At 66.3% G+C, this 24,902-nt stretch carries 20 protein-coding genes and 1 pseudogene; 10 read left to right on the plus strand and 11 right to left on the minus strand.

What is annotated here, in order from left to right:
* Positions 1–2 precede the first annotated feature (2 nt).
* Complete coding sequence (locus VGK27_10050; protein HEY3490445.1) at positions 3–620, minus strand: LysE family translocator; 618 nt, start codon at positions 618–620, stop codon at positions 3–5.
* Positions 621–699: 79 nt separating this feature from the next.
* Here VGK27_10050 and VGK27_10055 point away from each other — a divergent pair, with 79 nt between their 5' ends.
* The 5 genes from VGK27_10055 to VGK27_10075 all read left to right on the plus strand — a co-directional run bounded on the left by VGK27_10055 (position 700) and on the right by VGK27_10075 (position 6,988).
* The gene (locus VGK27_10055; protein ID HEY3490446.1) at positions 700–2,106 is read left to right on the plus strand and encodes a HAMP domain-containing protein; all 1,407 of its coding nucleotides are present in this window, start codon (positions 700–702) and stop codon (positions 2,104–2,106) included.
* Positions 2,103–2,729: a response regulator transcription factor gene (locus VGK27_10060; GenBank protein HEY3490447.1), complete on the plus strand. Its 627-nt coding sequence runs from the start codon at positions 2,103–2,105 to the stop codon at positions 2,727–2,729. Before VGK27_10055 ends, VGK27_10060 begins: the two co-directional genes overlap by 4 nt.
* A gap of 134 nt (positions 2,730–2,863) precedes the next feature.
* Positions 2,864–4,462 (plus strand): methyl-accepting chemotaxis protein, encoded by a 1,599-nt coding sequence (locus VGK27_10065; GenBank protein HEY3490448.1) that lies wholly within the window; start codon positions 2,864–2,866, stop codon positions 4,460–4,462.
* A 22-nt stretch (positions 4,463–4,484) separates the two neighbouring features.
* Positions 4,485–4,859, plus strand: coding sequence for a response regulator transcription factor (locus VGK27_10070; protein HEY3490449.1), 375 nt, complete (start codon positions 4,485–4,487; stop codon positions 4,857–4,859).
* Positions 4,859–6,988: an EAL domain-containing protein gene (locus VGK27_10075; protein ID HEY3490450.1), complete on the plus strand. Its 2,130-nt coding sequence runs from the start codon at positions 4,859–4,861 to the stop codon at positions 6,986–6,988. Before VGK27_10070 ends, VGK27_10075 begins: the two co-directional genes overlap by 1 nt.
* 28 nt (positions 6,989–7,016) lie before the next feature.
* On the opposite strand, the gene VGK27_10080 is transcribed toward VGK27_10075, so the two are convergent.
* Positions 7,017–7,643 (minus strand): hypothetical protein, encoded by a 627-nt coding sequence (locus tag VGK27_10080; GenBank protein ID HEY3490451.1) that lies wholly within the window; start codon positions 7,641–7,643, stop codon positions 7,017–7,019.
* A gap of 210 nt (positions 7,644–7,853) precedes the next feature.
* Here VGK27_10080 and VGK27_10085 point away from each other — a divergent pair, with 210 nt between their 5' ends.
* The gene (locus tag VGK27_10085; GenBank protein HEY3490452.1) at positions 7,854–9,887 is read left to right on the plus strand and encodes a PBP1A family penicillin-binding protein; all 2,034 of its coding nucleotides are present in this window, start codon (positions 7,854–7,856) and stop codon (positions 9,885–9,887) included.
* Between the two features lie 7 nt (positions 9,888–9,894).
* Here VGK27_10085 and VGK27_10090 read toward each other — a convergent pair whose 3' ends face one another.
* A complete protein-coding gene (locus VGK27_10090) occupies positions 9,895–11,175 on the minus strand; it encodes a hypothetical protein (protein ID HEY3490453.1) in 1,281 nt (426 codons plus the stop codon).
* Complete coding sequence (locus tag VGK27_10095; GenBank protein HEY3490454.1) at positions 11,172–14,231, minus strand: acyl-CoA dehydratase activase; 3,060 nt, start codon at positions 14,229–14,231, stop codon at positions 11,172–11,174. Before VGK27_10095 ends, VGK27_10090 begins: the two co-directional genes overlap by 4 nt.
* 139 nt (positions 14,232–14,370) lie before the next feature.
* Between VGK27_10095 and tatA (VGK27_10100) the strand changes: the two are divergent.
* From tatA (VGK27_10100) to VGK27_10115, 4 genes and pseudogenes are all read left to right on the plus strand, one after another.
* Positions 14,371–14,508, plus strand: a pseudogene (tatA, locus tag VGK27_10100) (twin-arginine translocase TatA/TatE family subunit).
* 227 nt (positions 14,509–14,735) lie between these two features.
* Positions 14,736–15,554 (plus strand): twin-arginine translocase subunit TatC, encoded by an 819-nt coding sequence (tatC, locus tag VGK27_10105; GenBank protein HEY3490455.1) that lies wholly within the window; start codon positions 14,736–14,738, stop codon positions 15,552–15,554.
* Positions 15,551–16,126 (plus strand): hypoxanthine phosphoribosyltransferase, encoded by a 576-nt coding sequence (gene hpt, locus VGK27_10110; protein ID HEY3490456.1) that lies wholly within the window; start codon positions 15,551–15,553, stop codon positions 16,124–16,126. The genes tatC and hpt overlap by 4 nt, the downstream gene beginning before the upstream one ends.
* On the plus strand, positions 16,123–17,730 hold the full coding sequence (locus tag VGK27_10115; GenBank protein ID HEY3490457.1) for a DUF3426 domain-containing protein: 1,608 nt from the start codon (positions 16,123–16,125) through the stop codon (positions 17,728–17,730). Before hpt ends, VGK27_10115 begins: the two co-directional genes overlap by 4 nt.
* Positions 17,731–17,780: 50 nt before the next feature.
* Here the strand turns inward: VGK27_10115 and tatA (VGK27_10120) are convergent, their stop codons facing one another.
* The 7 genes from tatA (VGK27_10120) to VGK27_10150 all read right to left on the minus strand — a co-directional run bounded on the left by tatA (VGK27_10120) (position 17,781) and on the right by VGK27_10150 (position 24,847).
* The gene (gene tatA / locus VGK27_10120; protein HEY3490458.1) at positions 17,781–17,963 is read right to left on the minus strand and encodes a twin-arginine translocase TatA/TatE family subunit; all 183 of its coding nucleotides are present in this window, start codon (positions 17,961–17,963) and stop codon (positions 17,781–17,783) included.
* A 28-nt stretch (positions 17,964–17,991) separates the two neighbouring features.
* Complete coding sequence (locus VGK27_10125) at positions 17,992–18,993, minus strand: 3-dehydroquinate synthase II (protein ID HEY3490459.1); 1,002 nt, start codon at positions 18,991–18,993, stop codon at positions 17,992–17,994.
* A complete protein-coding gene (locus tag VGK27_10130; GenBank protein HEY3490460.1) occupies positions 18,990–19,799 on the minus strand; it encodes a 2-amino-3,7-dideoxy-D-threo-hept-6-ulosonate synthase in 810 nt (269 codons plus the stop codon). Before VGK27_10130 ends, VGK27_10125 begins: the two co-directional genes overlap by 4 nt.
* Entirely contained in the window at positions 19,796–21,358 is a 1,563-nt protein-coding gene (locus tag VGK27_10135; GenBank protein ID HEY3490461.1) for a PilT/PilU family type 4a pilus ATPase, read from the minus strand. Before VGK27_10135 ends, VGK27_10130 begins: the two co-directional genes overlap by 4 nt.
* 66 nt (positions 21,359–21,424) lie before the next feature.
* The gene (locus VGK27_10140; protein HEY3490462.1) at positions 21,425–22,252 is read right to left on the minus strand and encodes a TIGR02757 family protein; all 828 of its coding nucleotides are present in this window, start codon (positions 22,250–22,252) and stop codon (positions 21,425–21,427) included.
* Positions 22,253–22,281: 29 nt separating this feature from the next.
* Entirely contained in the window at positions 22,282–23,169 is an 888-nt protein-coding gene (gene hisG, locus VGK27_10145) for an ATP phosphoribosyltransferase (GenBank protein HEY3490463.1), read from the minus strand.
* A 58-nt stretch (positions 23,170–23,227) separates the two neighbouring features.
* Positions 23,228–24,847, minus strand: coding sequence for a HEAT repeat domain-containing protein (locus tag VGK27_10150; GenBank protein HEY3490464.1), 1,620 nt, complete (start codon positions 24,845–24,847; stop codon positions 23,228–23,230).
* Positions 24,848–24,902: the final 55 nt, after the last annotated feature.

Consider the following 24,902-nt stretch of genomic DNA (forward strand, 5'->3'; position numbering starts at 1 on the left):
GGCTAAAGCAACCCGAGCAGCCCGAGCCCGTCCCGGAGCAGCATCAGCGCGAAGGCGGCGAGGAAGACGCCGAGCAGCCGCATCAGCCGGACGTACCCCTTCCCGTTCAGCAACCGCCGCGAACGGGCGGCGACCTGGGCGAGGACGAGCTGCGAGCAGACGAGGCAAAGGTAGAGCCCGAGGACGAACGCGAGCGCGAAGGACGGCCCCTTCGCCCACCCCTTGAGGATCATGGGCGCCCCGACCGTCACCCAGAACAGATACGGGTGGGGGCTCAGGATATTGACGAGCACCCCTTTCCGGACCGAGTGCGGCTCGTCGGCCGCGACCTCCAGGCCGGGCGGCGCGGAGCGAAAGCTCTCGTACGCCAACATGCAAAGGAGCAGCGCCCCGGCGACCGAGACGGCGCCGAGCGCGGGCTTGAAATCTCCGATGCGCGACAGGAGGAACGTCGAGGCCAGGATGATCGGGACGTCGGTCAGCGCCGGCACGATGGCGACCTTCATCCCCTCCCGCGCCCCGTGCCGGACCGATTGGGAAACGATCAGCGCAAACAGCGGCCCCGGCGAGACGCCGGCCGAAAGCCCCATGACAACCCCTGCGGAAAGGAAGACGAGCATCCTCCCGATTCTACAACAGCCGCCGTGCGATGCCGCCGAGCCATATGTTAAAGTGGCTCGCAACATCGGGAGGGGGCGATTGCGCAGCATATTTTCGATCCGCAGGAACATGGCGTTCAAGATCCTGCTCGTGACGCTCGTCTCCGTCATGGCCGCCATGTCCGTCTCCGAGCTGGTCCTCTACGAGTCCGACCGGGCCGACGCGTTCCGCCAGCTCGAGAACCGGGCCGAGGTCGCCGCCGCCCGGCTGGCCTACAACCTGACCGATCCCGTCGCCAAGTCCGACCGCGCGCTCATCCGGACCACGATCTCCCACGAGATGAAAAGCCGCGAAGTGCTCGCGATCCTGCTCGAGGACCCTTCCGGCCGCCGGATCGCCGGCAGCGTGCTGCACGACGCCTGCTCGATCGCGCTGCTCGATCCCGCCGCGGTCGACGAAAAGCTGCTCGCAAGCGCCCGTGTGATATCGCGGCGCCCGATCGTCCGGGACGGGAAGATCCTCGGCACAGCCGAGGTCCATTTCTCGGATGTCGCCCTGCGGGAAACGATGGGCAAGCGGGCGATCGAGGGCATCAACCACACGGTCCTGCTGTCGATCGTCTTTTCCACGGTGCTGTTCCTCAGTCTCCGGCGGATCGTCATCCGCCCGCTGAGGACGCTCGAGACGTCGGTCGGCCGCGTCGCGCGGGGCGACTTCGACGTCGCGATCCCGGTCGGGTCCGCCGACGAAATGGGACGGCTCGGCGATTCGTTCAACCGGATGGTCGCGCGGCTGCGCCATCTTTACGAAGCGGTGCGGGAAAGCGAGGAACGGGTCCGGCAGCATGCCGCCTGGCAGCAGCGGACGCTCGAAGAGGAACGGGCGCGGATCGCCCGCGAGATCCACGACGACCTGAGCCAGCAGCTGACCGCCCTGCGGCTCGACCTGCACTGGGTCGGCAAACGGCTGCTCCCCGGGCAGGAGCCGGTCGCCGACAAGATCCGGGCGCTGATCGAGACCGTCGACGAGACGCACGACGTCGTCGAGCGGATCATCCGGGAGCTGCGGCCCCAGATCCTCGACGACCTCGGGCTTGTGCCGGCGGTCGAATGGCTGGCGCGCGAATTCGACGAACGATACGGCATCCCGGTCGATTTCGCGTCCCGGCCCGAAACCGTCTCCCCGACACCGGAACAGGCCACGGCGCTCTTCCGCATCGCCCAGGAGGCGCTGACGAACGTGGCGCGGCATGCCGACGCGGGTCGGGTCCGGATCCGGATCCGCGAGAAGCTGGGCGTCCTGTCGCTCGCGATATGCGACGACGGGAAGGGCTACGATCCCGCCCGTCGCTCCAGGGAAGGATCGCACGGTTTGATCGGCATCGGGGAGCGGGTGCGGCTGGTCGGCGGACGGCTCAGGATCCGGAGCAGGCCCGGCGCCGGCACGGAGCTGACGGTCCTCGTCCCGACGTCCGCGGCCAGGCCGCCCGAAGGAGCATCGGCATGATCCGTCTCATGATCGTCGACGACCATCCCATCGTCCGCAAGGGGCTCCGGCAGGCGCTCCTCGAGACCGGCGACCTCGATGTCGTCGGCGAAGGGGGCAACGAGGACGAGCTGCGGGCGCTCCTCGAGAACACCCTCTGCGATGTCCTGCTCCTCGACATCGCGCTCCCGGGCCGGAACGGCCTCGAAGTCCTCGCCTGGCTTCGGGAAACGCATCCCCGGATTGCGGTGATCATCCTCAGCACGCACAAAGAGCCGCTGTATGCCGTGCGCGCCCTCAAGGGAGGCGCCCATGGCTATGTGACCAAGCTCGCGCCGCCCGAGGAGCTGGTCGCGGCGATCCGGCTTGCGGCGGCGGGGCGCAAGTACATGGGGCCAGACCTTGCCGAGCAGGTGGCGGGTCTCCTTTCCGGCAACCTCGACGCACTGCCCCACGAATCGCTCTCGAGCCGGGAGCTCGAGGTGCTGAAGATGATCAGCCGGGGCTGCAAGCCGCAGGAGATCGCCGACGCCCTGGCCCTCAGCGTGAAAACGATCGGCACCTACCGCGACCGGCTGCTCCGGAAGATGAACATGGCCAGCAATGCCGACCTGGTCCGCTACGCCGCCGAGCATGACCTGTAGACGCCCCGCGTAGGGAATCTCCCTACCTGCATTTCAGCGATCCCCCTCTATTCCCGGGCCTCAAGACTTCCGAAAAGGTCTACGTGGCCGGCGAGACCGCCGGCGCGACACCTCCGACCGAAGGAAGGCCGCATATGCTGAAGAATTATTCCCTCTCGACCCGGATCATGGCGCTTGGGCTTGCCGTCACCCTCTGCTTCCTGCTGCTGCTGGGCTGGATGTACCCCAAGATCAAGGCGAACATGATGGAAGCCAAGGCGACCAAGACGCGCGACCTCGTCCAGTCCGCCTCCGGGACGGTCGACTTCTACGTGAAGCAGGCCGCATCGAAGGCGCTGCCCGAGCCTCTCGCGAAGTCCATGGCGCTCGAATCGCTGCGGAACATGAAGTACGGCCCGACCGGGAAAGATTACTTCTGGGTCAACGACCTGAACACCGTCATGCTCATGCACCCCTATTCCAAGGACATGGTCGGCAAGAGCCAAACCGAAAACCGGGACGTGAACGGCAAGTACCTGTTCCGGGAGATGGTCGAGGTCGCCCGCAAATCGGGCGAGGGGATGGTCGAATACTCCTGGAAAAAACCGAACGAGGAGACGGCGAGCCCCAAGGTCTCGTATGTCAAGCTGGTTCCGGAATGGGGATGGGTGGTCGGCTCCGGCATCTACGTCGACGACGTCATGCGGGAAGTGCATCGCCTCTTCGGCATCCTCTACGGCGTGGCCGCCGCGATCCTCGCGGGCAGCCTGCTCCTGTCCTGGTGGATGTCGCGCACGATTTCCCTCCCGATCACCCGGGTGATCCAGACCCTCGACGAGTCGACGGCGCAGATCTCCACCGCCTCCGAGGAAGTCGCCGTCGGCTCCCAGTCGCTCGCCGAAGGCGCTTCCGAGCAGGCGGCCTCGCTCGAGGAGACCGCGGCGGCGATGGAGGAAATTTCCTCGATGACGCGCCAGAACAGCGACAACTCGGGGATGGCCAGGAGCCTCTCCGAAAACACGGGCCGTTCGGTCGCCAAGGCGAACGCGTCGATGGAACAGCTCGTCGTCCGGATGAAGGACATCTCGTCGATGGGCGAGGAGATCGGCAAGATCATCAAGACGATCGACGAGATCGCCTTCCAGACCAACCTTTTGGCGCTTAACGCAGCGGTGGAGGCGGCGAGGGCCGGCGAGGCGGGGGCGGGATTCGCAGTCGTCGCCGACGAGGTGCGCAACCTGGCGCAGCGCGCGGCGGGCGCGGCAAAGAATACCGCCGGCCTGATCGAGCAGACGATCGGCAAGATCAAGGACGGCACGGTGCTGGTCCAGAAGACCGAGGCCGACTTCACCGAGGTTACCGCCTCCGTGAAGAAGGTGACCGAGCTCTCGGCCGAGGTCGCAGCGGCCTCGACGGAGCAGGCGCGCGGCGTCTCGGAGGTCAGCAGCGCGGTCTCGCAGATGGACAAGGTGACGCAGCAGAACGCGGCGAGCGCCGAGGAGATCGCAGCCTCCTCCGAGGAGATGAACAGCCAGGCGATCAACCTGCAGGAGATCGTGCATACGCTCGAACTCATGATGAAGGGGGAACGCAACCACCCGGCTGTTTTCGTGGCCAAGGAGGGGAAGCGGGGGACGCGCGGCCGCACCTTCCCGCCCGCCGGTCTCCGGGACGGCGGACGCCCCGGATTCCGGCAGTCCGTTTCCCCGGCCGAAGCGCTCCCGCTGGGCGAAGCGGCGATGAGCGCGTTCTGAAAAAGGGGCAAAGGAGACGCCGATGATCCGAATCCTCCTGGTCGAAGACCAGCCGCTGGTCCGGGAGATCGTCCGGGAAATCCTGCGCGATGCGCCCGAGATGCGCGTGACCGGCGAGGCGGGCGACGGCGACGAGATGGCGGTTATTTTGGCCGCGGGCGAATTCGACCTGATGCTGCTCGACATCTCGCTTCCCGGGAAGAGCGGCTTCGACCTGCTGAAATCGGTTCGGGTGCAGTATCCCGGGATGGCGGTGCTGATGCTCAGCACGCACTCGGAGCCTGACTATATCGCCCGGGCGATCGACCTGGGCGCCGCTGGATATGTCCAGAAGCGACACGCCGCCGAGCGGCTGGTCGACGCGATCCGGGGCATCCGGCTCAAGGCGGCCGGCTGATGCTTCCCGAAAGGATCCTCATCATCGACGACGAGCCCATGATCCGGACCGTCTTCCGGGGACTCTTGTCCTCGGAAGGCTACGCCTTCCTCGAGGCCGGCGACGGGCAGGAAGGGATCGACACGTTCCGGCGTGAACGGCCGGACCTGGTCATCACCGACCTCAGGATGCCCGGCGTGGACGGGCTCGGGGTCATCGCGGCGATCACGGCGGAAAGCCCTGCGACGCCGGTTATCGTGGTGTCCGGGATCGGCACCGTGCACGAAGCGATCGGAGCGATCCGCCTGGGCGCCTGGGACTACGTGACCAAGCCGGTGATGGAGGCTGCGGAGCTTCTCCATACGATCCGGAGAACCTTCGAGCGCGCCCGGCTCATGGCCGAAAACAGGAACTACAGGGAAGGGCTCGAGCACGAAATTCGCCGGAGGACGACGGAACTGCGCGACAGCGAGGAGCGGTTCCGCGCGCTGTTCGAGAACGCCAACGACGCGATCCTCCTCCTCGGGATCAACGGCCGGATCCTGAGCTGCAACCGAAAGGCGCTCGAGCTGTTTGCGCGCGGCGGGGACGAGATCGCCCGCCGCACACTCCTGGATTTTTCTCCCGCCGAGCAACCCGACGGCGCCTCATCAGCAAGCCTGTACTGGCAGCACGTCTCGCACGCCTTGGAGGGAGAGCCGCAGTTTTTCGAATGGCAGCACGTCCGGCCCGACGGGGAGACGTTCGACGCCGAGATCAGCCTGAATCAGGTCGTGATCCAGGAAACAACATTCATGCAGGCACTTATCCGCGACAATTCGGCGCACAAGCGGTACGAGGAGCAGCTGAAGCGCCAGGCAAGCCACGACGATCTGACGGGGCTCCCCAATCGGCGGCTCCTTCACGAGATGCTGAACGGACTCATCCCGGAAGCGGCCTCGGGGAATCGCCAGCTTTCCGCCCTCCTGCTCGACCTCGACAACTTCAAATACATCAACGACACACTGGGACACCCGCAGGGAGACGAGCTGCTGCGCCAGGTCGCAAATCGCCTGCTCGAAACGGCGACGGACGTCGAGATGGTGGGCCGCTTCATGGGCGACGAGTTCGTGCTGCTCATGTCGCCTCGCGAGCCCCGGGAAGCGGAGGGGCTTGCGAGGGGAATTCTGGAGGCATTCCGAACTCCGTTCCTCTTGGGCCAGACCGAGCTGTTCATGACTCCGAGCATCGGCATCGCCTCGTACCCCGGCGCCGGGGAGACGGCCGAGCTGCTCCTCCGCAACGGCGAGGCGGCCATGTACGAGGCGCGCAAGCAGGGCGCGGGCCGCTTCCAGGTCTACTCGCCCGAGATCAACGCCCAGGCCGACGCTCGCCTGAAAATGGGTAACCGCCTGCACAAGGCGCTCGACCGGGGCGAGTTCGCGCTGCATTACCAGCCGCAGTTCGACCTGTCGACGATGGCGATCACGGGAATGGAGGCGCTGCTGCGGTGGACGCCCGAAGGCGGGGCGATGGTCTCCCCCGCCGTGTTCATCCCCGTGCTGGAGGAGGCCGGGCTGATCGTGCCGGTCGGCGAGTGGGTGTTGTCGGAAGCTTGCCGGCAGTTGCGAGCCTGGCTCGACGCGGGGATCCCCCCGCTCAAGCTGTCGGTCAACGTATCGGCCTGGCAGTTCCACAGCGGGCGGCTCGTCGACACGGTCCGGACCGTCCTGGCGGAGACCCGGATCGACCCCGCGCTGGTCTGCCTGGAGCTGACCGAGAGCATCGTCATGCATGACGTCGAGGAGACGATCCGGCAACTGCACGCCCTGCGGGATCTCGGCGTCAGCCTCTCGATCGACGACTTCGGCACGGGTTATTCGTCGCTAAGCTACCTGCGGCGGATGCCGATCCACGAGCTCAAGATCGACCGCTCGTTCGTCATGAACCTGCCCCAGGACGCCAACTGCGCCGCGATCGTCAACACGATCCTGGGAATGGCCGACGGGCTCAACCTGTCGGTCGTGGCGGAGGGGGTCGAGACCGAGGAACAACTGCGGTTCCTGGCCGGCCTCAAATGCGAAACCGGCCAGGGTTACCTGTACAGCAAGCCGCTGCCGCCCGCGGCGTTGGAACGGTTCGTCCGGGAAACGGCCGCGCTGGCTAGCTGACGGACAAAGCAATGCGGGTATGCGAACGCTACTGGTAAGTAATCGTCAGCAGCGGGGCCTTGTCGGCGGCGCCATCGGCGAGCTCGACGATGCCGTTGGGGTTCGCGACGAAGTCGTAAAGGAATCGGAACTGGACGTGGGATACCCCTTGGACGAGCGCATCCTGGACCAGCGGCGTCACGTCAATCCGGACGAAGTTCCCCACGTCGGTCGACTGGAGGAATGTCAGCGAGCGAAATGAGGTGGGCGTCAGCGTCGCCGAGTTGTAGTCGTTGAGGACCGGTCCCGTCGTGCTCGAATAGGCGACCAGGTCGAGCAGCGTCGGGATCGCGGCCGCCACATTGATGCTGTTGACGAAGACCGTAAGGTCGGCCGAGGCAACCCGCGCGTCGACTGGGATGACCGAGCCGCCGTTGGTGCCGTTGAGCGGAAAATCGAGGAACGCCCGATACTCGGTCCCCGGGGAAACCCCGAAGAGAACGTTCCGGTTGGCCGCCGCCGCCGTGATGATCCCCGTCGAGGTGATATCGCCGTCGTTGCGTTGGTCGCTCAGGACCTGGCCCGTGATCAACGCGGGGCCGCCCCCTCCGCCACCGCAGCCGACCAAGAGCCCGATTGCCAGCACCATCATCATTACGATCATTTTGCGAACCATCTCGTCCCCCCGCCTTTCCGTTCTTGGCCGGATTCGCCGCAAAGACTGACGACCCTGCCCGGTATCCTATTCAACACGAATCCCGACGGGATGTTTCATGAAAATGGATGCGGCGTCGGGCCCGGACGACTCATTCCCCTTCCGCGATCGGCAGTGCTATAATTTTCTGTTATTCCGTCCATCACTTCCGTAATCGAAAAGGGCCTGCCGGTGGCGCGCAAACTGTCGTTCCTGAAACCTTCCACTCCCCCGTCCAGAAAAGGGTTCGCCGTACTCGCCGTCATCGCGACGATCGGCGTCTGTCTCGTGCTCGGCGGGCTGCTCGGCTTCTTCCTCCTGGCGAAGTTCGGCGATTTCCCGTCGATCCAGTCCGCTGCGGCCTATCGCCCCAGCGTCTCCTCCAAGATCTACGACCGCAACAACAAGGTCGTCGGCGAGATCTACCTCGAAAAACGAACGCTCGTCCCTTACGAATCCATTCCCCCCCACGTCGTCAACGCCTTCGTCGCGGCCGAGGACGCCCACTTCTTCAAGCACAAGGGCGTCGACTATTTCGCGATCCTGCGCGCCGTGGTCAAGGACATGCTGCACGGCGGGTATGCCCAGGGCGCCAGCACGATCACGCAGCAGACGGTCAAGTCGCTCTTCCTGACGCCCGAGAAAAACGTCCAGCGGAAGATGAAGGAGATCATCCTCTCCTACCGCATCGAGCACGCGATGACCAAGCAGGAGATCCTCTACCTCTACCTCAACCAGATCTACCTGGGCGACGGGGCATACGGCGTCGAGGCGGCCGCCCGCACCTTCTTCAACAAGAGCGTCGGCGAACTCAGCGTCGCCGAGGGCGCGATGCTCGCGGGCCTTGCCCAGGCCCCGACGCGGTATTCGCCGAGAAACCACTTCGACCAGGCCAAGGCGCGCCAAAAATATGTCCTCCGCCGGATGGGAGAGGTCGGCTTCATCACCCCTCAGCAGGCCGACGAGGCGTTCAACCTCAAGCTGACGATCGCCCCGCCTTCCACGTTCCGTTCGAAGGCCGCCTACTTCCTCGAATATGTCCGCAACTACCTGGCCGAAAAGTACGGCGCAGACGCGATCTACAAGAGCCAGCTCAATATCTACACGACGATCGACGCGCGGATGCAGGAAGCCGCCGACGACGCGCTGACCGAGGGGCTCAAGCGGCTCGACGCCGACCGAAAGCTGGCCGGCATCCAGGGGGCGCTGATCGCCCTCGACCCGCACACCGGCGGCGTGCTCTCGATGGTGGGGGGCGCCGACTTCGCGCAGTCGCAGTTCAACCGGGCGCTCCAGGCGAAGCGGCAGCCGGGATCGGCATTCAAGCCGATCGTCTACGCGGCCGCGATCGAAAAGGGCAAGACGGTCATCTCGACGGTCGACGACTCGCCGATCGAGTTCGAGAAGAGCGAGACCGAGATGTGGAAGCCGCGCAACTACGACGGCACCTTCCTGGGCCCCATCACGATGCTCGAGGCGCTGGCCAAATCACGCAACCTCGCCACCGTGCGTCTGCTCAGCGAGATCGGCGTCGACTCGGCGCTCGACATGGCCCGTTCGCTCGGCATCCAGTCTCCGATCGAGCGCAACCTGTCGATCGCCTTGGGATCGTCGAGCGTCTCGCCGATCGAGCTGTGCACCGTCTACGCAACCTTCGCGGCATTGGGCGAGCGGCCCACCCCCTATTTCATCCGCGAGGTGCGCGACGGGTCCGGAAACGTGCTTGAGAAGGCCGGCCCCCGGATCGAGCGCACCATCTCGCCCGAGACCGCCTACCTCACCGTGCGGTTGATGCAGGAGGTCGTCCGTAGCGGGACGGCCGCCTCGGCGCGCGGGCTCGGCCCCGACATCGCGGGCAAGACCGGCACCACAAACGATTCGAACGATGCCTGGTTCGTCGGCTTCTCGCCCGACATCGCGGCCGCCGTCTGGGTCGGGTACGACACCCCCAAACCGCTTGGGCACGGATCGGCTGCCTCGATCGCCCTGCCGATCTGGATCCGCTACATGGGCCGGGCGCTGGGCGTTGCGCCGTCGCACGAATTCCCGGTCCCCCCGGGCATCACCTTCGCGCACGTCGACCCGTCGACGAACAAGGTGCTGCCCTCCGGATCGACCGAGGGAGTGGTGTTGCCGTTCAAGCTGGGGACGGTACCCGAGGCGGGCGCGGCGGGAACCGGCGGAGGAACCGCCCCGAAGGCGGCCCCCGCCGACGATCTGCTGTAGCCTTCGACTAGCGCGCGGCGGCCATCGCCTCGGGAAAGGTGCGACGGGTCTTCTTGCGGGTCCGGTACTCGGCCACCAGGTCCATGAAGATCTCGAGCTCGTGCCGCCGGTCGGCGCCGGAGCCGTCGAAATAGAGCACCCGGACCGGCAACCCGTCGATCCCGCGCGAGACGCGCGGATAGACCGCCTCCGAGACGATCCCGTTCATGCACGAGAAGGGATTGATGTCGAGGATGCCGTCGACCCCCTTCCCATAAAGATAGATCGTCTTGCCCACCGAGAGCATCATCTCGCCCAACACCCCTTCAGGCGGCAGGTAGGGGCGCGCATTTTCCATGACCTCGCGGATGTCATGGGGCTCCTCGTATCCCCTGAAGTCTCCCCCGAACGCGCCCAGGAGCGCGTGCTCGTCGCGCCGCTGGACGTGCCACTTGATGCGGGCGCCGAAATTCTCTTTCGTGAAATGGCGCTTGTACCTGGAAATCAGGTCGAACTGTGCCGCGTTGGTGTACCACACCCACTCGGACACGTCGGAGATCCAGCATTCCCCGCCCGTCTCCTCGACCTTCCGGATCACGTCGTCGTTGCTGAACTTGTTGAGCCGGCAGAAGATCTCGCCGACGATCCCGATCAGGTGCCGCGGGTTCGAATAATCGGTCGGGACCGCGTGGATCAGCGTCCGCCCCCGGTTTAGCGCGTCGATCATCCGGGCCATCTTCGCCCGGACCCCGTCTCCCGGTTGCTCGATCGCGGCGCACAGGATCTCGATCGCCCGGTCGAAGGCGACGTCGGTCCCGCCCCGCTCGGTCTCGTACGGCCGCACCCGGAACAGCAGCTTCCTCAGGAGGTCTGACGCCACGATGCTGCGCCACGCTGTCCGCAGCAGCTTCCCCCCGTGCTCGCCGATGCCCGCGTAGCCGTCCTCGTTGGACGGGGAGACGAACAGGACGTCGCCGAACCCCATCTCGCCGAACACCATCTTCATATACGTCCCGTACATGCCGAAACGGCACGGACCGTCGGCGGCAGGCATGAAGATCGCCATCTTCTCGGGCGCAATCTCGCCGCGGACCACCAGCTTGAGCGCGTCGCCAAGCGTCACCTTGAGCGGCAGGCATTCCTCGCCGGAAGAGAAGCGCCCGCCGAGGGAAAGCGTCTCGCCGTCCGAGGGCGGCAGCGGCCGCGCCTCGATCCCGACCGACCGGAAGGCCGCAGCCGTCACCTTGACGCCCGCCTCGGTCATCGGGGGAAAAAATACCGTTCGTCCCTTGAGAGGGTTATCGCTCATTTTTCGGCCCACCAACGCAGAACTCCCTTGCTGTCGAGATACGCCTCGCACCGGGTCATGTAGCCGGCATCGTTCCCGTGCCCGTCGAACTGGAGGGCGAGGTGGGGCGAACCGGCGGCGCGGGGGATGAAATGCCGGACGAAGGAGTCCGGGCCGCACTTGAAATTGGTCAGGTAGACGACGTGGGCCCGGGGGCGGTCCTTGCACCACCGGGCGGCGGCGATCAGCTTGCGCCCGTAGTTCCAGAACATGTTGTCGTTGAGATCGCGGATGTCGAGGTCGTCGATGGGAAGGAAGTCGATCGGGATCACGTTGAGCCCGTAGCGGCTGCGCAGCTTCGACGGGACGTCGAGGTTGATGTCGCGGTCGTAGATGTTGTAGGGACGCCCGAGCAGCACGACGGCGTGCGCCTCGGCCGCCTCGATGGCCCGGATCGCCTCGGCGCCCGCCTGCCGCAGAAAGTTGCGGAAGGATTCCTGGGCCGCGCGCCCGGCCCGAAGCCCGTCGCGGACGAGGTTGCGCGGGACGCCCAGCGGCCCCATCACCGCGAGCAGATCCTTGATCTGGAGCTTTTCGGAATCGCGGAACCGGATGGTCGGCGCCAGCAGCTTGCGCCCCAGCTCTTCTTCCCACTGCGGAACCGACGCGATCACGAACGGAAGCGTCTGGCCCCAGGGACAGAAGTGCGACTCGGTGTGCCGGTGCTCGGTCTGGGCGTTGATCACGTTGGGGATGAACAGGTAGTCGACGCCGTCGCGAAGCAGCGCCGCCACGTGGCCGTGCGCCACCTGGATCGGGTAGCACGGCTCCGCGACGGTGCGCTCGAATCCTTCGCGCGCGATCGCCCGATCGGTGCGAGGGCTGACCTTGACGCCGAACCCCAGCGTCTCGAGCAGCGCCTTCCAGTATGGGAAATGGTCGTAGAAGTACATCGCGCGCGGGAAACCGATCGTCCCCCGGGGGCCCGGACGGAAATCGTCGGCGAGCGCATCCATGCGGCCGTTACGCAGGGCGACGAGGTCCTCGATGATCGGCTTGTTGCCGGTCTCGACGGCCTTCCGGTAGCGGTCGGAGCACTTGTCGCCCCAGTAGCTGTTGACCCCCTCGATGCGGATCTCCTGCATGTCGCAGTAGTTGCTGCACCCCTTGCAGACGAACTCCCGCCGGCTGTATTCGACCTTCGAGAGATCGAAGCCGCGGAAGCGGGTCGGCTCGGCGGTGGCGCGCACCTTGTCGCGCGCGAGCAGCGCCATGCCGATCGCGCCGATCACCCCGTTGTGCGGCGGAACGATGACCTGCTTGCCGAGCACCATCGAAAAGGCGGCCGCGACGGCGTCGTTGTAGGCGGTTCCGCCCTGGAAGTAGATGACGTCGCCGATCTTCCGGCCGCGCACCACCCGGTTGAGGTAATTGAGGGCGACCGAGTAGGCAAGCCCTGCGACGATGTCGGCCTTGCCGGCGCCCCGTTCCATGAAGCTGTTGACGTCCTGCTCCATGAAGACCGTGCAGCGCTCCCCCATCCGGAGGGGCGCCTTCGACGAAAGCGCAAGCTCGGCGAACTCGCCCTTGATCTGCACCCCGAGCCGCTCGGCCTGCTCCTCGAGGAAAGAGCCGGTGCCTGCAGCGCACGCGTCGTTCATCGCGAAGTCGGTGACGACGCCGTTCTCGAGCCCGATGAACTTGGCGTCCTGCCCCCCGATCTCGAGGATGGTGTCGACGGGGCGGTCGAAGTACCGGTTGCTGATAAAGGTCGACCCGGTCTTGTGCGCCGTGATCTCGTCCTGGACCGTGTCGGCGCCGCACAGCTCGCCGATCAGCTCGCGTCCCGAACCGGTGGTGCCGACGCCGCGGACGTTGAGCGTGTCGCCGAACTCCTCCTGCAGCATCCGGAGGCCGTCGGTCACGACCTGCACGGGCCGCGACTGCGTCCGGACGTAGATCTCCTTGATCAGGTTGCCCTCGACGTCGATGACGGCGAAGTTGGTGCTGACCGAGCCGATGTCGATGCCCAGGTAGACGTCGGGGCGACCCTCGATCTTCGGAGGCGGCTGCTGCCGGTCGCGCAGGAACACGACATTGTCGAGCTTGAGCGGGTCCCACGATGCGAAAACGGTCTTCTCTTCAGCCTCCGGCCGGTCGAAGGAGATGGCCTTGCGGTCTGCGGGCGCGAGCTGAGACGCGGCGATGGCGGCGCCGGCGGCGCCCAGGCAGGCGAAGCCTCGGGGCAGGATGAAGTCGGCGTCGGAGAATTCGAACACAGTGCGCACCGCCTCGACGACGCCCCGGTTGGCGAACAGGCCGCCGACCAGGGCGACGGGGGAGCGCGTGTCCTTCCCCTTGTTGATGTTGCTCTTGAAGTTGCGCGCGACCGCCTCGCACAGCCCTTTGAGGATCTCCTCGGGGGAGGCTCCCTTTTGCTGCGCATGGATCATGTCGCTCTTGGCGAATACGGAGCAGCGGCCGGCGATGCGGGCGGCGCTGCCCACCTTCGCCACCAGGTCGCCGATCTCCTCGACCGGGATCTTCATCCGAACGGCCTGCTGGTCGATGAAGGAGCCGGTGCCCGCGGCGCAATCGCCGTTGGTGTCGTAGTCGCGCACGCGGGGCGGCCCGCCGTCGCGGCCCGCGTCGAGCCGGATCACCTTGGCGTTCTCGCCGCCCATCTCGAAGATCGTGCGGACCTCCGGGCAGGTGGCCGCCACGCCCTTGACCAGGCAGCGGAAGTCGTTCTCGTACTTGCCACCGAGCGACTGGGCGATCTGCCGGCCGCTCCGGCCCGTGAACACGATGCCGGCCACCCGGCCGTCGCCGAGGACGTCGAGCCAGCAGCGCAGGCGATCGGTCACCTTCTTCCCGGGGTCGCCCAGGACGCGCTCGTTCGAGAGCAGGAAAAGTTCGCCCCCGCCGACGGCCAGCGGGACGGGCCCGGCTTCGAGAAACGACGCGCGAACGCCGTCCGGCGGGGATGCTTCCCCCGCGGGAACGTACAAAACGAATTTCATGCTGGTCGATCCGACATCTACGCCAAGAAACACAACGCCTCCATGCGGGGACATTCGATACTGCCGTTTTTTCGGGTATAGCCAGTATGTTATCAGAACCTGGGGCAAAACGGACCCCCGAACCCGGTTATATTGGATTTAGGGACACGCGACGCGGTATATTCGATTATCGGGGAAAGAAAGGATACCATCCATGTTCGGAATCGGCATGCCGGAACTGATTCTCATTCTTGTCGTGGCGCTGATCTTCTTCGGCCCCAAGAAATTGCCCGACCTCGCCCGCAACCTGGGCAAGGGAATGGCCGAATTCAAGAAGGCGTCCGAAGAGGTACGGCAGGGGCTCATCGACGCGACCCGCGAGCCCGAGTCAAAGGAGACGCCATCGCCGTCCGTCCAGGACCCGCAGCAGGGCTCGCCCTATCCACCGGAGGCGTTCGGTTTGCCCCCCGCGACGATGCCCGAGCCGGACAAGCCTTCGCCCTCTCCCGAGGCCGCGCAGCCCATCGTGCCCGGCGCTGACGCAAAGCCGGCCCCGACGCCCGAAACCCGCAAGGAGGCGTGACGGACCGGCGCATGACGCTTCCCGAGAACGACGCACCCGCGACTGAAGCCCCCGCGAAAGACGCTCCCGAGCCCGCCGGCACCGACGGCCGCCTTCCGCTGACCGGGCACCTCGAAGAGTTGCGCAAGCGGCTGGTCCGGGCGATGATCGCTGTCGGAATCGGCACTCTCCTTTGCTACAACTGGGCCGGGCCGATCTACAAGACGCTCATGGCACCGCTCACCCGTTCCCTTCCGCCCGAATCGCGCCTGATCTTCACCGAGCTGACCGAGGCGTTCCTGACCTATTTCAAGGTCGCGCTCTGGGGCGGCTTCCTGCTGGCCAGCCCGGTCGTCTTCCACCAGGTCTGGCGTTTCGTCAGCCCGGGCCTCTACGACAAGGAACGCGCGCTCGTCCTGCGCTTCGCCTTCTGGTCCGCCGCCGGGCTCGTCGCCGGGGTCGCTTTCGGCTATTTCGTGGCCATCCCCTCGATCTTCTCCTTCCTGCTGTCCTTCGGGCGGCAGACCGTCGTGCCGATGCCGTCGATGCAGGCCTCGCTCTCCCTGGTCATCCGCACGCTGACGATCTTCGGCGTGCTGTTCGAGCTGCCGCTGGCGCTCTATCTCGCGGGGCGGGGGGGAATCCTCACGTCGAGGCTGCTGCGCAAGGGGCGCAAGCTGGCGGTCCTCGGCGCGCTGATCCTCGCCGCCGTCCTTTCGCCTCCCGACGTGGTGTCCCAGCTCCTGATCGCCGTCCCGCTCTACGTCCTTTACGAGGTCGGCATCCTCACCTGCGGAGTGGGCGCCCGCCGGCACCGGAAGGCGGCCGCGGCATGACGGAGACCTTCGGCGCATTGCCCGCCGGCGCGCAGCTCCGGTTCTCGGCCGCCCGCATCCGGAGGCGGATCGCCCTGCTGGCCGGCCGCATCTCGGCCGATCACCCCCGGGGCGTCATCCTGGTCGGCGTCCTCAACGGCGGCGCCTTCCTGCTGGCCGACCTCGCTCGACGAGTCTCGGTCCCCGTGCAGGTCGACTTCCTCCGGCTGCGCAGCTACGGGGCCGGCCGATCCCCGGGCGATGCCGCCGAGATCACGAAGGACATCGAGATCGACATCACGGGGCAGGACGTCGTCGTCGTCGAGGACATCGTCGACACCGGTCGGTCGCTCCATTACCTGCGTCGCCACTTCGCGGCGAAGAACGCCCGAACGCTTCGCTGCTGCGCCCTCATCGACAAGCGCGAGCGGCGCGAGGTCGACGTCGCGATCGATTACCCGGGCTTCTGCCTGGACAAGGGATTCATCGTCGGATACGGCATGGATTACGCCGGGAAGTATCGGAATCTCCCGCACATCTATGCCCTGCCCGAACCCGAACAGGAAAACCAACCGTCGGAGGACCAGGAATGATCATCGAATGCCAGGCTTGCCATGCGCGTTTCCGGCTGGACGAGTCCAAGATCAAGGGAAAGGGCGCCCGCGTCCGATGCAGGCGATGCAACGAATCCATCCTGGTCATGAAGGAGGATCTTCCTGAAGTGCCGGTCGAGATGGAGCCGATCGACGCGGCGCCGGCCGCCGGACAATTCGATATCGGCCAGGCCCTCGAGGAATCGCTGGGCGCGAGAGCGTCCGCGTTCCAGCCGCAGGGGCAGGCACCGCCATCCCCGGAGCCCCCGGCCTATGCGGCCGAGCCGCCGGCTGTGGTCCCGGAGCTTCCGGCCCTCGCGCCGGAGCCCCCGCCCGTAGCTCCGGCGCCGCCGGCTTTCACGCCGGAGGACGACTTCATGGACCTCGGCGCGCTGTCCCCGACGGCGCAGCCGGAGAGCCCCGCCCAACAAGACGCGATTGAGACGACGGCGTTCCCCGGGGATTGGTCGCACCGTTCCGACGCCGGCGCTTCCGGGGAAGCGCCCCCGGTGGTCTACGAAAGCGGGATCGACCCTTTCGCCGATGCGGCAACCACCGCTCCCGAGACGCCGCTCCTGCTCACAGAGAAACCCCTTGAGCTGTCGTTCGAGAGCGCTCCGCCGCCTGCGTCTCCGCCGCTCGACGAAGTCGACCTGGCGTTCGAGCAGTTCCTGGCCGGGAACGAGCGCGAGGACGAGGCGTCCCTTCCGATGGATGCGCCCTTTCCCGAGCTCCCTCCCGAGCCCGCGCAGGAATCGCACCCCTTCGTGCTCAACGACATGGAAACGCTCGACCTGCTGGGAAACACGGTGACAGAGACGGCTCCCCCGGCGCCCCCCGCGTCCGACACGATGGTGGCGGACCCCTTTCCCTTCCAGCTTGACGAGGAGACGATGCGGGTCCCGGAACTCCCGGCCACGGGAACCGGCATGTCGCCGATCCTCACCCAGGAAGCGGAGGAGCCTCCGCCCGATCGGCAGCCGTCCCAGCCCCAGGCGCTTCCGCCGGAATACCCCGTCCAGAAGACCGCCGTCCGGGAAAGCGCGCAACGAAAGCGCCGGGAGTCGTCTTTTCGCCCCGCGGTCGCCGGGCTCGCCCTCCTGTTCCTGGCGATCGCAGGGACGGGCGGCTACCTGGGCTTCACCGACGCCGGACGCGCCAGGCTCGGCGCGCTGGTCCCGTCGCTCGCCCCGCTCCTGGGGGGCGACAACGCGGCGCGGCAGGCAGGATCGCCCTTCGACGTCCGAAACCTGATCGGGTACTACGACAACACCACGAAGGCCGGCCGGATGTTCGTCATCAAGGGGCAGGTCGCCAACATGGGGACCGTGGCGAAGGGACGCATCCGGATCCATGCGGCGCTGCTGGACGCCTCCAACAAGACCATGGCCGAGAAGACCGTCTATGCCGGGAACGTTTTGGGTGGCGAGGCGCTCAGGACCGCCGATCGGGAAACGATCGAGAAGACGCTATCGTCCCCGTTCGGCGAAAAGCTCGTCAACCTCGACATCGCCCCGGGCAAATCGGTGCCTTTCATGGTCGTGTTCCTGGACATTCCCGAAGGGATCGACGCCTACCGACTCGAGGCGAAAGAGGGAGAATAGAAGGGAAGAAAATCGGGGGGGGCGTCGATCGACGCCCCCCGGATTTTCGATCAGCGGGGTTCGTTCTTCCTGTTTTCTTCCTTTGTGGGGGGCTCGTCGCCCTTGAGCGCATCCTTGAAGCCCCGGATTCCCTCGCCCAACCCCTTGCCCACGCCCTGGAGCCTCCCGGCCCCGAAAAGCAGCACGACGATCACCAAGATAATCAGCAGTTCCGGCAATCCCAGTCCGAACATGTGACCTCCATCGGGGGCAGCGCCCCCCTCAGTTTTCCCGGATCGACTCTTCGACCGCGACGCCGAAGTGGCGCCCGGCAGCCTCTTCGGCGACAAGCACCGTGTCGCCCGCCGCCAGCGCCGCGACCGAGACCGCCTTCCCGCCTTCCCCCACCACGCGGATCGTCTCGGCGTTCTGGAGGATCACGGTGTGCTCGCGCCCTGATGGCGTCTTCGCCCGGATCAAGAGCAGCGGTCTTCTTTCTATTTTCGCACGGCCGACGGTCGCCGTCTCGCAGATTCCCTGCTCGTCGACCAGCAGAAGCTCGTTGCCCGCGGCGAGCTCGGACAAGTAGGCCGTCTTCCCGCCCCCGACGCGGCAATAAGAGTGGACCGCGCCGGCATTGACCCGGAACGGCCGGGGGAGGACGTAGGGGTTGGCGATGTTCTCGGCGCAAACCAGGAACAGGCCGGCGCTCGAGTTCCCGACCAGCATCCCCTTGCTCCCCGCGATGAGGGAACAGGTATCGACGCACACGCGGTCGCCGACGCCCAAAAGCTCGATCGCGGTCACCCGTGCCTCGACAAGCGGGATCCGCTCGGGTTCGGCCAGTGCGGCCGATGCGAGCTTCCGCATCGCCTCGGGACTGTCGGCGCGAAGCACCAGGCCGGCGACGCCCTTCTCGAGGACGCCAAGATAAAGGGAGATTTCGTCGGTCGTGCGCGCCTCGACCAGGATGCGCCGCCGCCACGCCACCAGGTTTTCGAGCGGGATGATCTCGCGGCCCGACGGGCGGACCACCCAGAGCGCCCCCTCGGGCGAGGCAGCGATGCGTGCCTCGTCGGCGGCGGTCTCGATGCCGGCCGTGTGGAAATCGCGGCCCTCGGCCAGGTCGCCGTCGGCGGCGACGACGGTGACGCGGCCCAGCTCGCGCGCCAACGGGGCGCATCCATCCGGCAGCCAGAGCGTCGAGACGCCCGACTCGAGCGCCGCGATGGCCATCTCCTTGTCCCAGGGATCGATCCGGGCCCAGAGGATGCGATGGCTCATGAAGGGCCGACACCGCCTGACAGGATGGATAGCGCGTCCTCGACGGAGGCGTCGAGATGGACGATGGCCGCGATCGCGCGGACCATCGCGGCCGGCGTGCCATGCTGGAACACGTTGCGGCCGATGGAAGCGCCCGCCCCGCCCACGTCGATCGAATCCTTGACCATCCGGAGGACGTCCTCGTCGCTCTCCATCTTTTCGCCGCCCGCGATGAGCACGGGCACCGCGCATCCCTCGACGACTTCCCGGAACGTCTCGGGCGAGCCCGTGTAGCCCACCTTGACCAGGTCGGCGCCCATCTCGGCGCCCACGCGCGCGGCGTGCGCGATCCTGTGCACCTCGAACTCGTCGTCGATCCGGGGCCCGCGCGTGTAGATCATGGCCAGGAGCGGCATGCCCCAGCGGAAGCAGTCGGACGAGACGCGGCCGAAATCGTGCAGCATCTGCGCTTCGTCCTCGGCCCCCAGGTTGACGTGGATCGAGACCGCGTCGGCGCCCATCCGCAGCGCATCCTCGACGCCGGCGACCAGCACCTTCCGGTTGGCGTCGGGCGACATGCTGGTGCTGCCGGAAAGGTGCAGGATGAAGCCGAGATCGGGGCCGTAGCCCCGGTGGCCGAACATGGCGGCGCCCCGGTGCAGGACGACGGCGTTGGCCCCGCCCTCGGCAATGAGGTTGGCCGCGGGGGGAATCTGTTTGAGGCCCGGGATCGGGCCGACGGTCACCCCGTGGTCCATCGGGACGATGACGGTCCGGCGGGTCCGGCGGTCCATGATGCGTTCGATACGAATCTTCTTCCCGATCATTTGAGGGCTCCACGCACCTTGAGCAGGTCATTGAGGTAGGAACTGTTGTCGGCGTACTTGATCGCCTCGTCGTAGCGGACCCGACCGGCGGCGACGAGGTCGGCGAGCGTCCAGTCGATGCTGGTCATCTCGTCGATGTTGGACTGCATCATGTTGCGCAGCATGTGTACCTTGCCTTCGCGGATGGCGTTGCGCACCCTGACCGAGCTGGTCATCTTTTCCCACGCAAGGACACGGCCTGCGCCGCTCGCGCGCTGGAGCAGCCGCTGGGAGAACACGAGCTGGAGGCAGTCGGCGAGCTGGGCGCGGACCTGCGACTGCTGGTTGCCCGGGAAGCAGTCGATCAGCCGGTCGACCGCCGAGGTCGCGTTGTTGGAGTGGAGCGTGGCCATCACGAGGTGCCCCGTCTCGGCCGCCGAGATCGCGATCGACATGCTCTCGTAGTCGCGCAGCTCGCCGATGACGATCACGTCGGGGTTCTGCCGGAAGATGTGGCGCAGCCCCTCGGCGAAGGAGCGGGTGTCCGTGCCGACCTCGCGCTGGTTGATGTTCGAGTTCTTGTGCTTGTGCGTGAATTCGATCGGGTCCTCGATCGAGATGACGTTGGCCTTCCGCTCCCGGTTGATGACGTCGATCATATAAGCGAGCGTCGTGGACTTGCCGTGCCCGTTGGGGCCCGTGACGAGGATGAGCCCTTGCGTCTTCAGGGCGAATTCGCGCAGGAAGTCGGGGAGGCCCAGTTCGGCGGCCGTCGGAACGTTCTCGGCGACGTGGCGCGCAGTGAACCCGATCGAATGTCGCTGGCGGTAGACGTTGCAGCGGAAGCGGCCTACCCCTTCGAGGGAATAGGCGAAGTCGAGCTCGAGCAGCCGGTTGAAGATCTCCTTCTGGTCGGGAGACAGGATGCCGAAGATCATCTCTTCGATCTCGCCCGGCTTGACCGCCGGCAGGTTGAGCCGCCGGAGCTCGTTGTCGATCCGGATCGAGGGAACCGCTCCCGCCGACAGGTGGAGGTCCTGCCCCTTCCAGGTCACCAGCGCCGAGAGGAAGCTGGCCAGGTTGCTGTCGAGCTTGACGCTGCGCACGGGATGCTCGCCTTGGAGAACGAGCGGGACCATGCCGTATTCATGCTTGTTGAAGAAGGCGAGCGCCTGCTCGAACTGGATCGACGGCAGAACGACCGGCTTGGTGCTGTGGCCCGACTGGAACTCGATGTCGGAAAGGGCCGTCAGGTCGGTCGGGTCGACCATCCCCACCACGAGCATCTTCCCCTCGAAGCCGATCGGGAGCACGCGGCGAAGCCGCACGGTCTCGAACTTGATCAGTTTCTGGATGGAAACGGGCACCTCGATCTTGTTGAGGTTGATGTGCTGAAGCCCCATCTGCTCGGAGAGCGCGGCCAGCAGCGCGTCCTCGGTCACGTACCCCATCCGGATCAGGTTCTCGCCCAGCGTTCCCCCGAGCTGGCTCTGGCTCTTGAGGGCGTCCTGAAGCTGATCGTCGCGAATCACGCCGGCCTTGATGAGAAGCGTCCCGATCTTGACCTTGCGCTCAGCCATGCCGCCCCCGAAATCCCGATAGTGGTCGAGGTTCAAATCTATCGCGTGGGGGACAGGACGGCAATATCATTTTCCCGCCCCCTCCGCCCCCCGGGCGCGCCGGCAGAGCGGCGCAAGCGGACACCGGGTGCAATCCCCGACGCGCCTCGCGGTGCAGTCGCCCATGATGCCGATCCGGGTGAGAGCATAGTCGAAACGGACCGGGTCGGCAGGGCAAACGGCGCGAAACGCCTCGGTGATCTCCTCGGCCGCCCGCCAGTCGGCTGTCGTGCGCTGCGTGAGCCCGAGACAACGCGCCAGGCGCGCCATGTGGGTGTCGACCGGGACGATCAGCCCCGATGGGGGCACCGAAGTCCAGACGCCCAGGTCGACGCCGTCTCCCGGGCGCACCATCCAGCGGAGGAACAGGTGGTGCCGCTTGCAGGCGCTCCCGAGCGCCGGATCGGGAAAGAGGAAGTTGCGCTCCCGCGGGAGATCGTCGCCCCAGCTCGACCGGAAGAACGCGAGGAACCGGGCCAGGTTGCCGCGCGCATCCCCCTCGCGCATCCCGGCGGCATAAAGCCGCTCGAGGGTGCCGTGCCCAAGGTAGGCCGAGCGCATCGCACGCAGGAACCGGTGGACTCCCGCGGGCGAGATGAACCGGTGCCTAAGCGACGCGGTACGGGACGCGGGAAGCGGCCGATGCGCGGTCAGCGCAGCGTGCGGGGAGGGGGACAGGACGGCGAAGAGCCGCTCGAGGAAGGCCCGGATCTGCGGCACGCCGCCGAAAGCGAACGAGGCCGCGGCGAACGCCGCGGCCTCGATGTCTTCCGGATTTTTGTACCGGTGCGCGAACTCGACCGGATCGGTGGACAGGTCGGCCCCGCCCCGGCCGGCGAGGACGCCCTGGAGCACCTCGCCCAAGCGAACACTTCCGGCTGCGTCTATGCGATCACCTTGTTGAGTGGGTACTCGACGATGCCCGAGGCGCCCTCTTTCTTGAGCACGGGAATCAGGTCGCGCACGATCTTTTCGTCGACGATGACCTCGATGCTGAACCAGCCCGCCTCGGAGAGCGAGGAGATGGTCGGGTTCTGCATCGATGGCAGCACCTTGAGGATCCCGTCGAGGTCGTTGCGGTTGACGTTCATCTTGAGGCCCACTTTCTCTTCGGCTGCCAGTGCGCCGTTGAGCAGCATCGCGAGCGTCTCGATCTTCTGCCGCTTCCAGGGATCTTTCCAGGATTCCTTGTTGGCGATGAGCAGCGTTGTGGATTCGAGGATCGTCTCGACGATGCGCAGGTTGTTGGCGCGCAGCGAGCTGCCGGTCTCGGTCAGCTCGACGATGGCGTCGGCCAGGCGCGGCGGCTTGACCTCGGTCGCCCCCCAGGAAAACTCGACCAGGACGTCGAGCCCCTTTTCCTTGAGGTAGCGGCGGGTGAACTGCACCAACTCGGTGGCGACCCGCTTGCCGTCGAGGTCTTCGACCTTCTTGATTGGCGAGTCGTTGGGAACCGCGACCACCCAGCGGACCGGCCGAAGCCCGCCCTTGGCATAGTTGAGCGTGCACACTTCCTTGACCTTGGCGTTGTTCTCGAGCACCCAGTCGCGGCCGGTCAGGCCGACGTCGAGAATGCCGTCCTGGACGTAGCGGGCCATTTCCTGGGCGCGGATCAGCATGCCGGAAAGCTCTGCGTCGTCGATGCTCGGGAAGTAGCTGCGCGACCCGACGGTGATGTTGTAGCCCGCCTTCTTGAACAGGTGGAAGGTGGAATCCTGCAGGCTGCCCTTGGGCAGGCCGATATTGAGCACGTTGTTCGGCTTCTCTTTCATGACGCTCCTCTCGGGACTGAACAGTAAATAAACGCGGTATTCTAATATAAAAGTACCGTCATTGCAACGCGGGGCCATCTTCCCCCGACATCTTCTGAACCGCCCGCTGGGCCGCTTGCCGGACTTCCGGATCGGTGTCGCGCAGCAGGTCGCGGAGCGGCTTGACGACCCGGCTCAATCCGATCTCGCCGAGGGCGGACGCCGCACGCGCCCGCTTGGCGGCGTTCTCGTCCTTGAGGACGGCGATCAGCGGCTCGACCGCGATCTCCCCCATCTGCCCGAGCACGGAAGCGGCCAGGTAGCCCAGCTTCTCGTCGCCGAGCATCGCGATCAGCGGATAAACGGCCCGAGTGTCCTTGATCTGTCGCATCGAACAGACGGTGGCGATCCGCACGTCGGTGTTCTCTTCGGTATCGAGGGAATCGAGGCAGCCCTCGAGGATCCGGTTGCCCATGCCGTCGAGGACATACTGCTTCCAGTGGTTCATGAGCGGATCGCTGCCGCGCCGAAGCAGCGGGCGCAGGTTCGTCTCCCCGAACTTTCGGAGCGCCATCACACAAATCCAGCGGACCTCGGGGTCTCCCAGGCCGTTGACCAGGTCCTCGACCGACGCGGGATCGGCGATGGCCATCAAGGCCGCGACGGCCGAGACCTTGACCTCGGGCGTCCGGTCGCGCATCGCCTCGGAGAGAAGCCGGACGGCGGGGCGGTGGCGGGCCTTCCGGAGCGTGACCGTCGCGCTGATCTTCTGGTTCGCATTCCCCTCCCGCAGGAAGCGGAACAGGATCGGCTGGGCCGCCTGCACCATCCGGGATGCGGCTTCGCTCGCCGCCTCGCGAACGGTCGCGTCGGGATCGTCGAACCGGGTCGCGATATCGGGAAGCACCTCGGGGTCGTTCGTATCCCCAAGCGCCTCGGTGGCGTAGAAACGCACCGCGGGGGAAGGGTCGGTGAGCCCCTTCCGGATGAGGGAGCGCGTCTCGGGCGTTCCCAGCATCCCGATCTCCCGCATGGCCGCGGAGCGGACGTCGGGGCTTCCGTAGGCCATGAGCGAGGTCAGTGTCGTGATCCCGGAGGGGCCGAACCTGGGCAGGGCGGCCACGGCCGCGTCGCGCACCGTCGGGCTGTCGCTTTCGATCTTGTCCCGGATCGCCTGGAGCCCCTCTTCCCCGCCGAACTGGGCGACCGCCTGGATCGCCTGGGTCTGCACGGTACGGTCGGGATCCGAGAGCGCCTTGCGGATCGCCGGGAGCGCCTCGCTCGCCTCGAGCTGGCGAAGGATGAACAGCGAATTGCGGCGGACCGCCGGCGACGCGTTGTCGAGCGCCTCGATCGTGGCGGGAACCGCGGGGGACCCGATATTGATCAACGCACCGCTGACCAACCAGCGGATATCCTCCTGGTCGACGATGGCGATAAGCGGCGGTACGGCGCTCTTGCCCAGGTCCACGAGTCGGGTCATCGCGTGCGTACGGACATCCGGGTCGGGATCGCGCAGGAAAATCGTGATGCCGGTTGCGCCTGCCTCGCCGCCTTCCTTGAACAGGGTGTCGACCCGCGTCATGCGCGCCTGAGGATTGAGGACCTCCCCGGAATCGCCTGCGAAGGCGACAGGCCCCTGAATCGCCGCAACGGCAATGAGTGCAGCCAGAAATGGCGCGAGAGCGTTTTTCCCCATGATGATTCGCCCTTTTGCATGGAATGGCCCCAATCTAGACCGAAACGGGATTCGA

Source organism: Candidatus Deferrimicrobiaceae bacterium, from assembly GCA_036504035.1.
Taxonomy (GTDB): domain Bacteria; phylum Desulfobacterota; class Deferrimicrobia; order Deferrimicrobiales; family Deferrimicrobiaceae; genus JANXPS01.

Coding starts and splice junctions, on each gene's coding strand:
- VGK27_10050 (HEY3490445.1), bottom strand. CDS start 620: ATGCTCGTCTTCCTTTCCGCAGGGGTTGTCATGGGGCTTTCGGCCGGC.
- VGK27_10060 (HEY3490447.1), top strand. CDS start 2,103: ATGATCCGTCTCATGATCGTCGACGACCATCCCATCGTCCGCAAGGGG.
- VGK27_10065 (HEY3490448.1), top strand. CDS start 2,864: ATGCTGAAGAATTATTCCCTCTCGACCCGGATCATGGCGCTTGGGCTT.
- VGK27_10070 (HEY3490449.1), top strand. CDS start 4,485: ATGATCCGAATCCTCCTGGTCGAAGACCAGCCGCTGGTCCGGGAGATC.
- VGK27_10075 (HEY3490450.1), top strand. CDS start 4,859: ATGCTTCCCGAAAGGATCCTCATCATCGACGACGAGCCCATGATCCGG.
- VGK27_10080 (HEY3490451.1), bottom strand. CDS start 7,643: ATGGTTCGCAAAATGATCGTAATGATGATGGTGCTGGCAATCGGGCTC.
- VGK27_10090 (HEY3490453.1), bottom strand. CDS start 11,175: ATGAGCGATAACCCTCTCAAGGGACGAACGGTATTTTTTCCCCCGATG.
- VGK27_10095 (HEY3490454.1), bottom strand. CDS start 14,231: ATGTCCCCGCATGGAGGCGTTGTGTTTCTTGGCGTAGATGTCGGATCG.
- hpt (HEY3490456.1), top strand. CDS start 15,551: ATGACGGAGACCTTCGGCGCATTGCCCGCCGGCGCGCAGCTCCGGTTC.
- VGK27_10115 (HEY3490457.1), top strand. CDS start 16,123: ATGATCATCGAATGCCAGGCTTGCCATGCGCGTTTCCGGCTGGACGAG.
- tatA (HEY3490458.1), bottom strand. CDS start 17,963: ATGTTCGGACTGGGATTGCCGGAACTGCTGATTATCTTGGTGATCGTC.
- VGK27_10125 (HEY3490459.1), bottom strand. CDS start 18,993: ATGAGCCATCGCATCCTCTGGGCCCGGATCGATCCCTGGGACAAGGAG.
- VGK27_10130 (HEY3490460.1), bottom strand. CDS start 19,799: ATGATCGGGAAGAAGATTCGTATCGAACGCATCATGGACCGCCGGACC.
- VGK27_10135 (HEY3490461.1), bottom strand. CDS start 21,358: ATGGCTGAGCGCAAGGTCAAGATCGGGACGCTTCTCATCAAGGCCGGC.
- hisG (HEY3490463.1), bottom strand. CDS start 23,169: ATGAAAGAGAAGCCGAACAACGTGCTCAATATCGGCCTGCCCAAGGGC.
- VGK27_10150 (HEY3490464.1), bottom strand. CDS start 24,847: ATGGGGAAAAACGCTCTCGCGCCATTTCTGGCTGCACTCATTGCCGTT.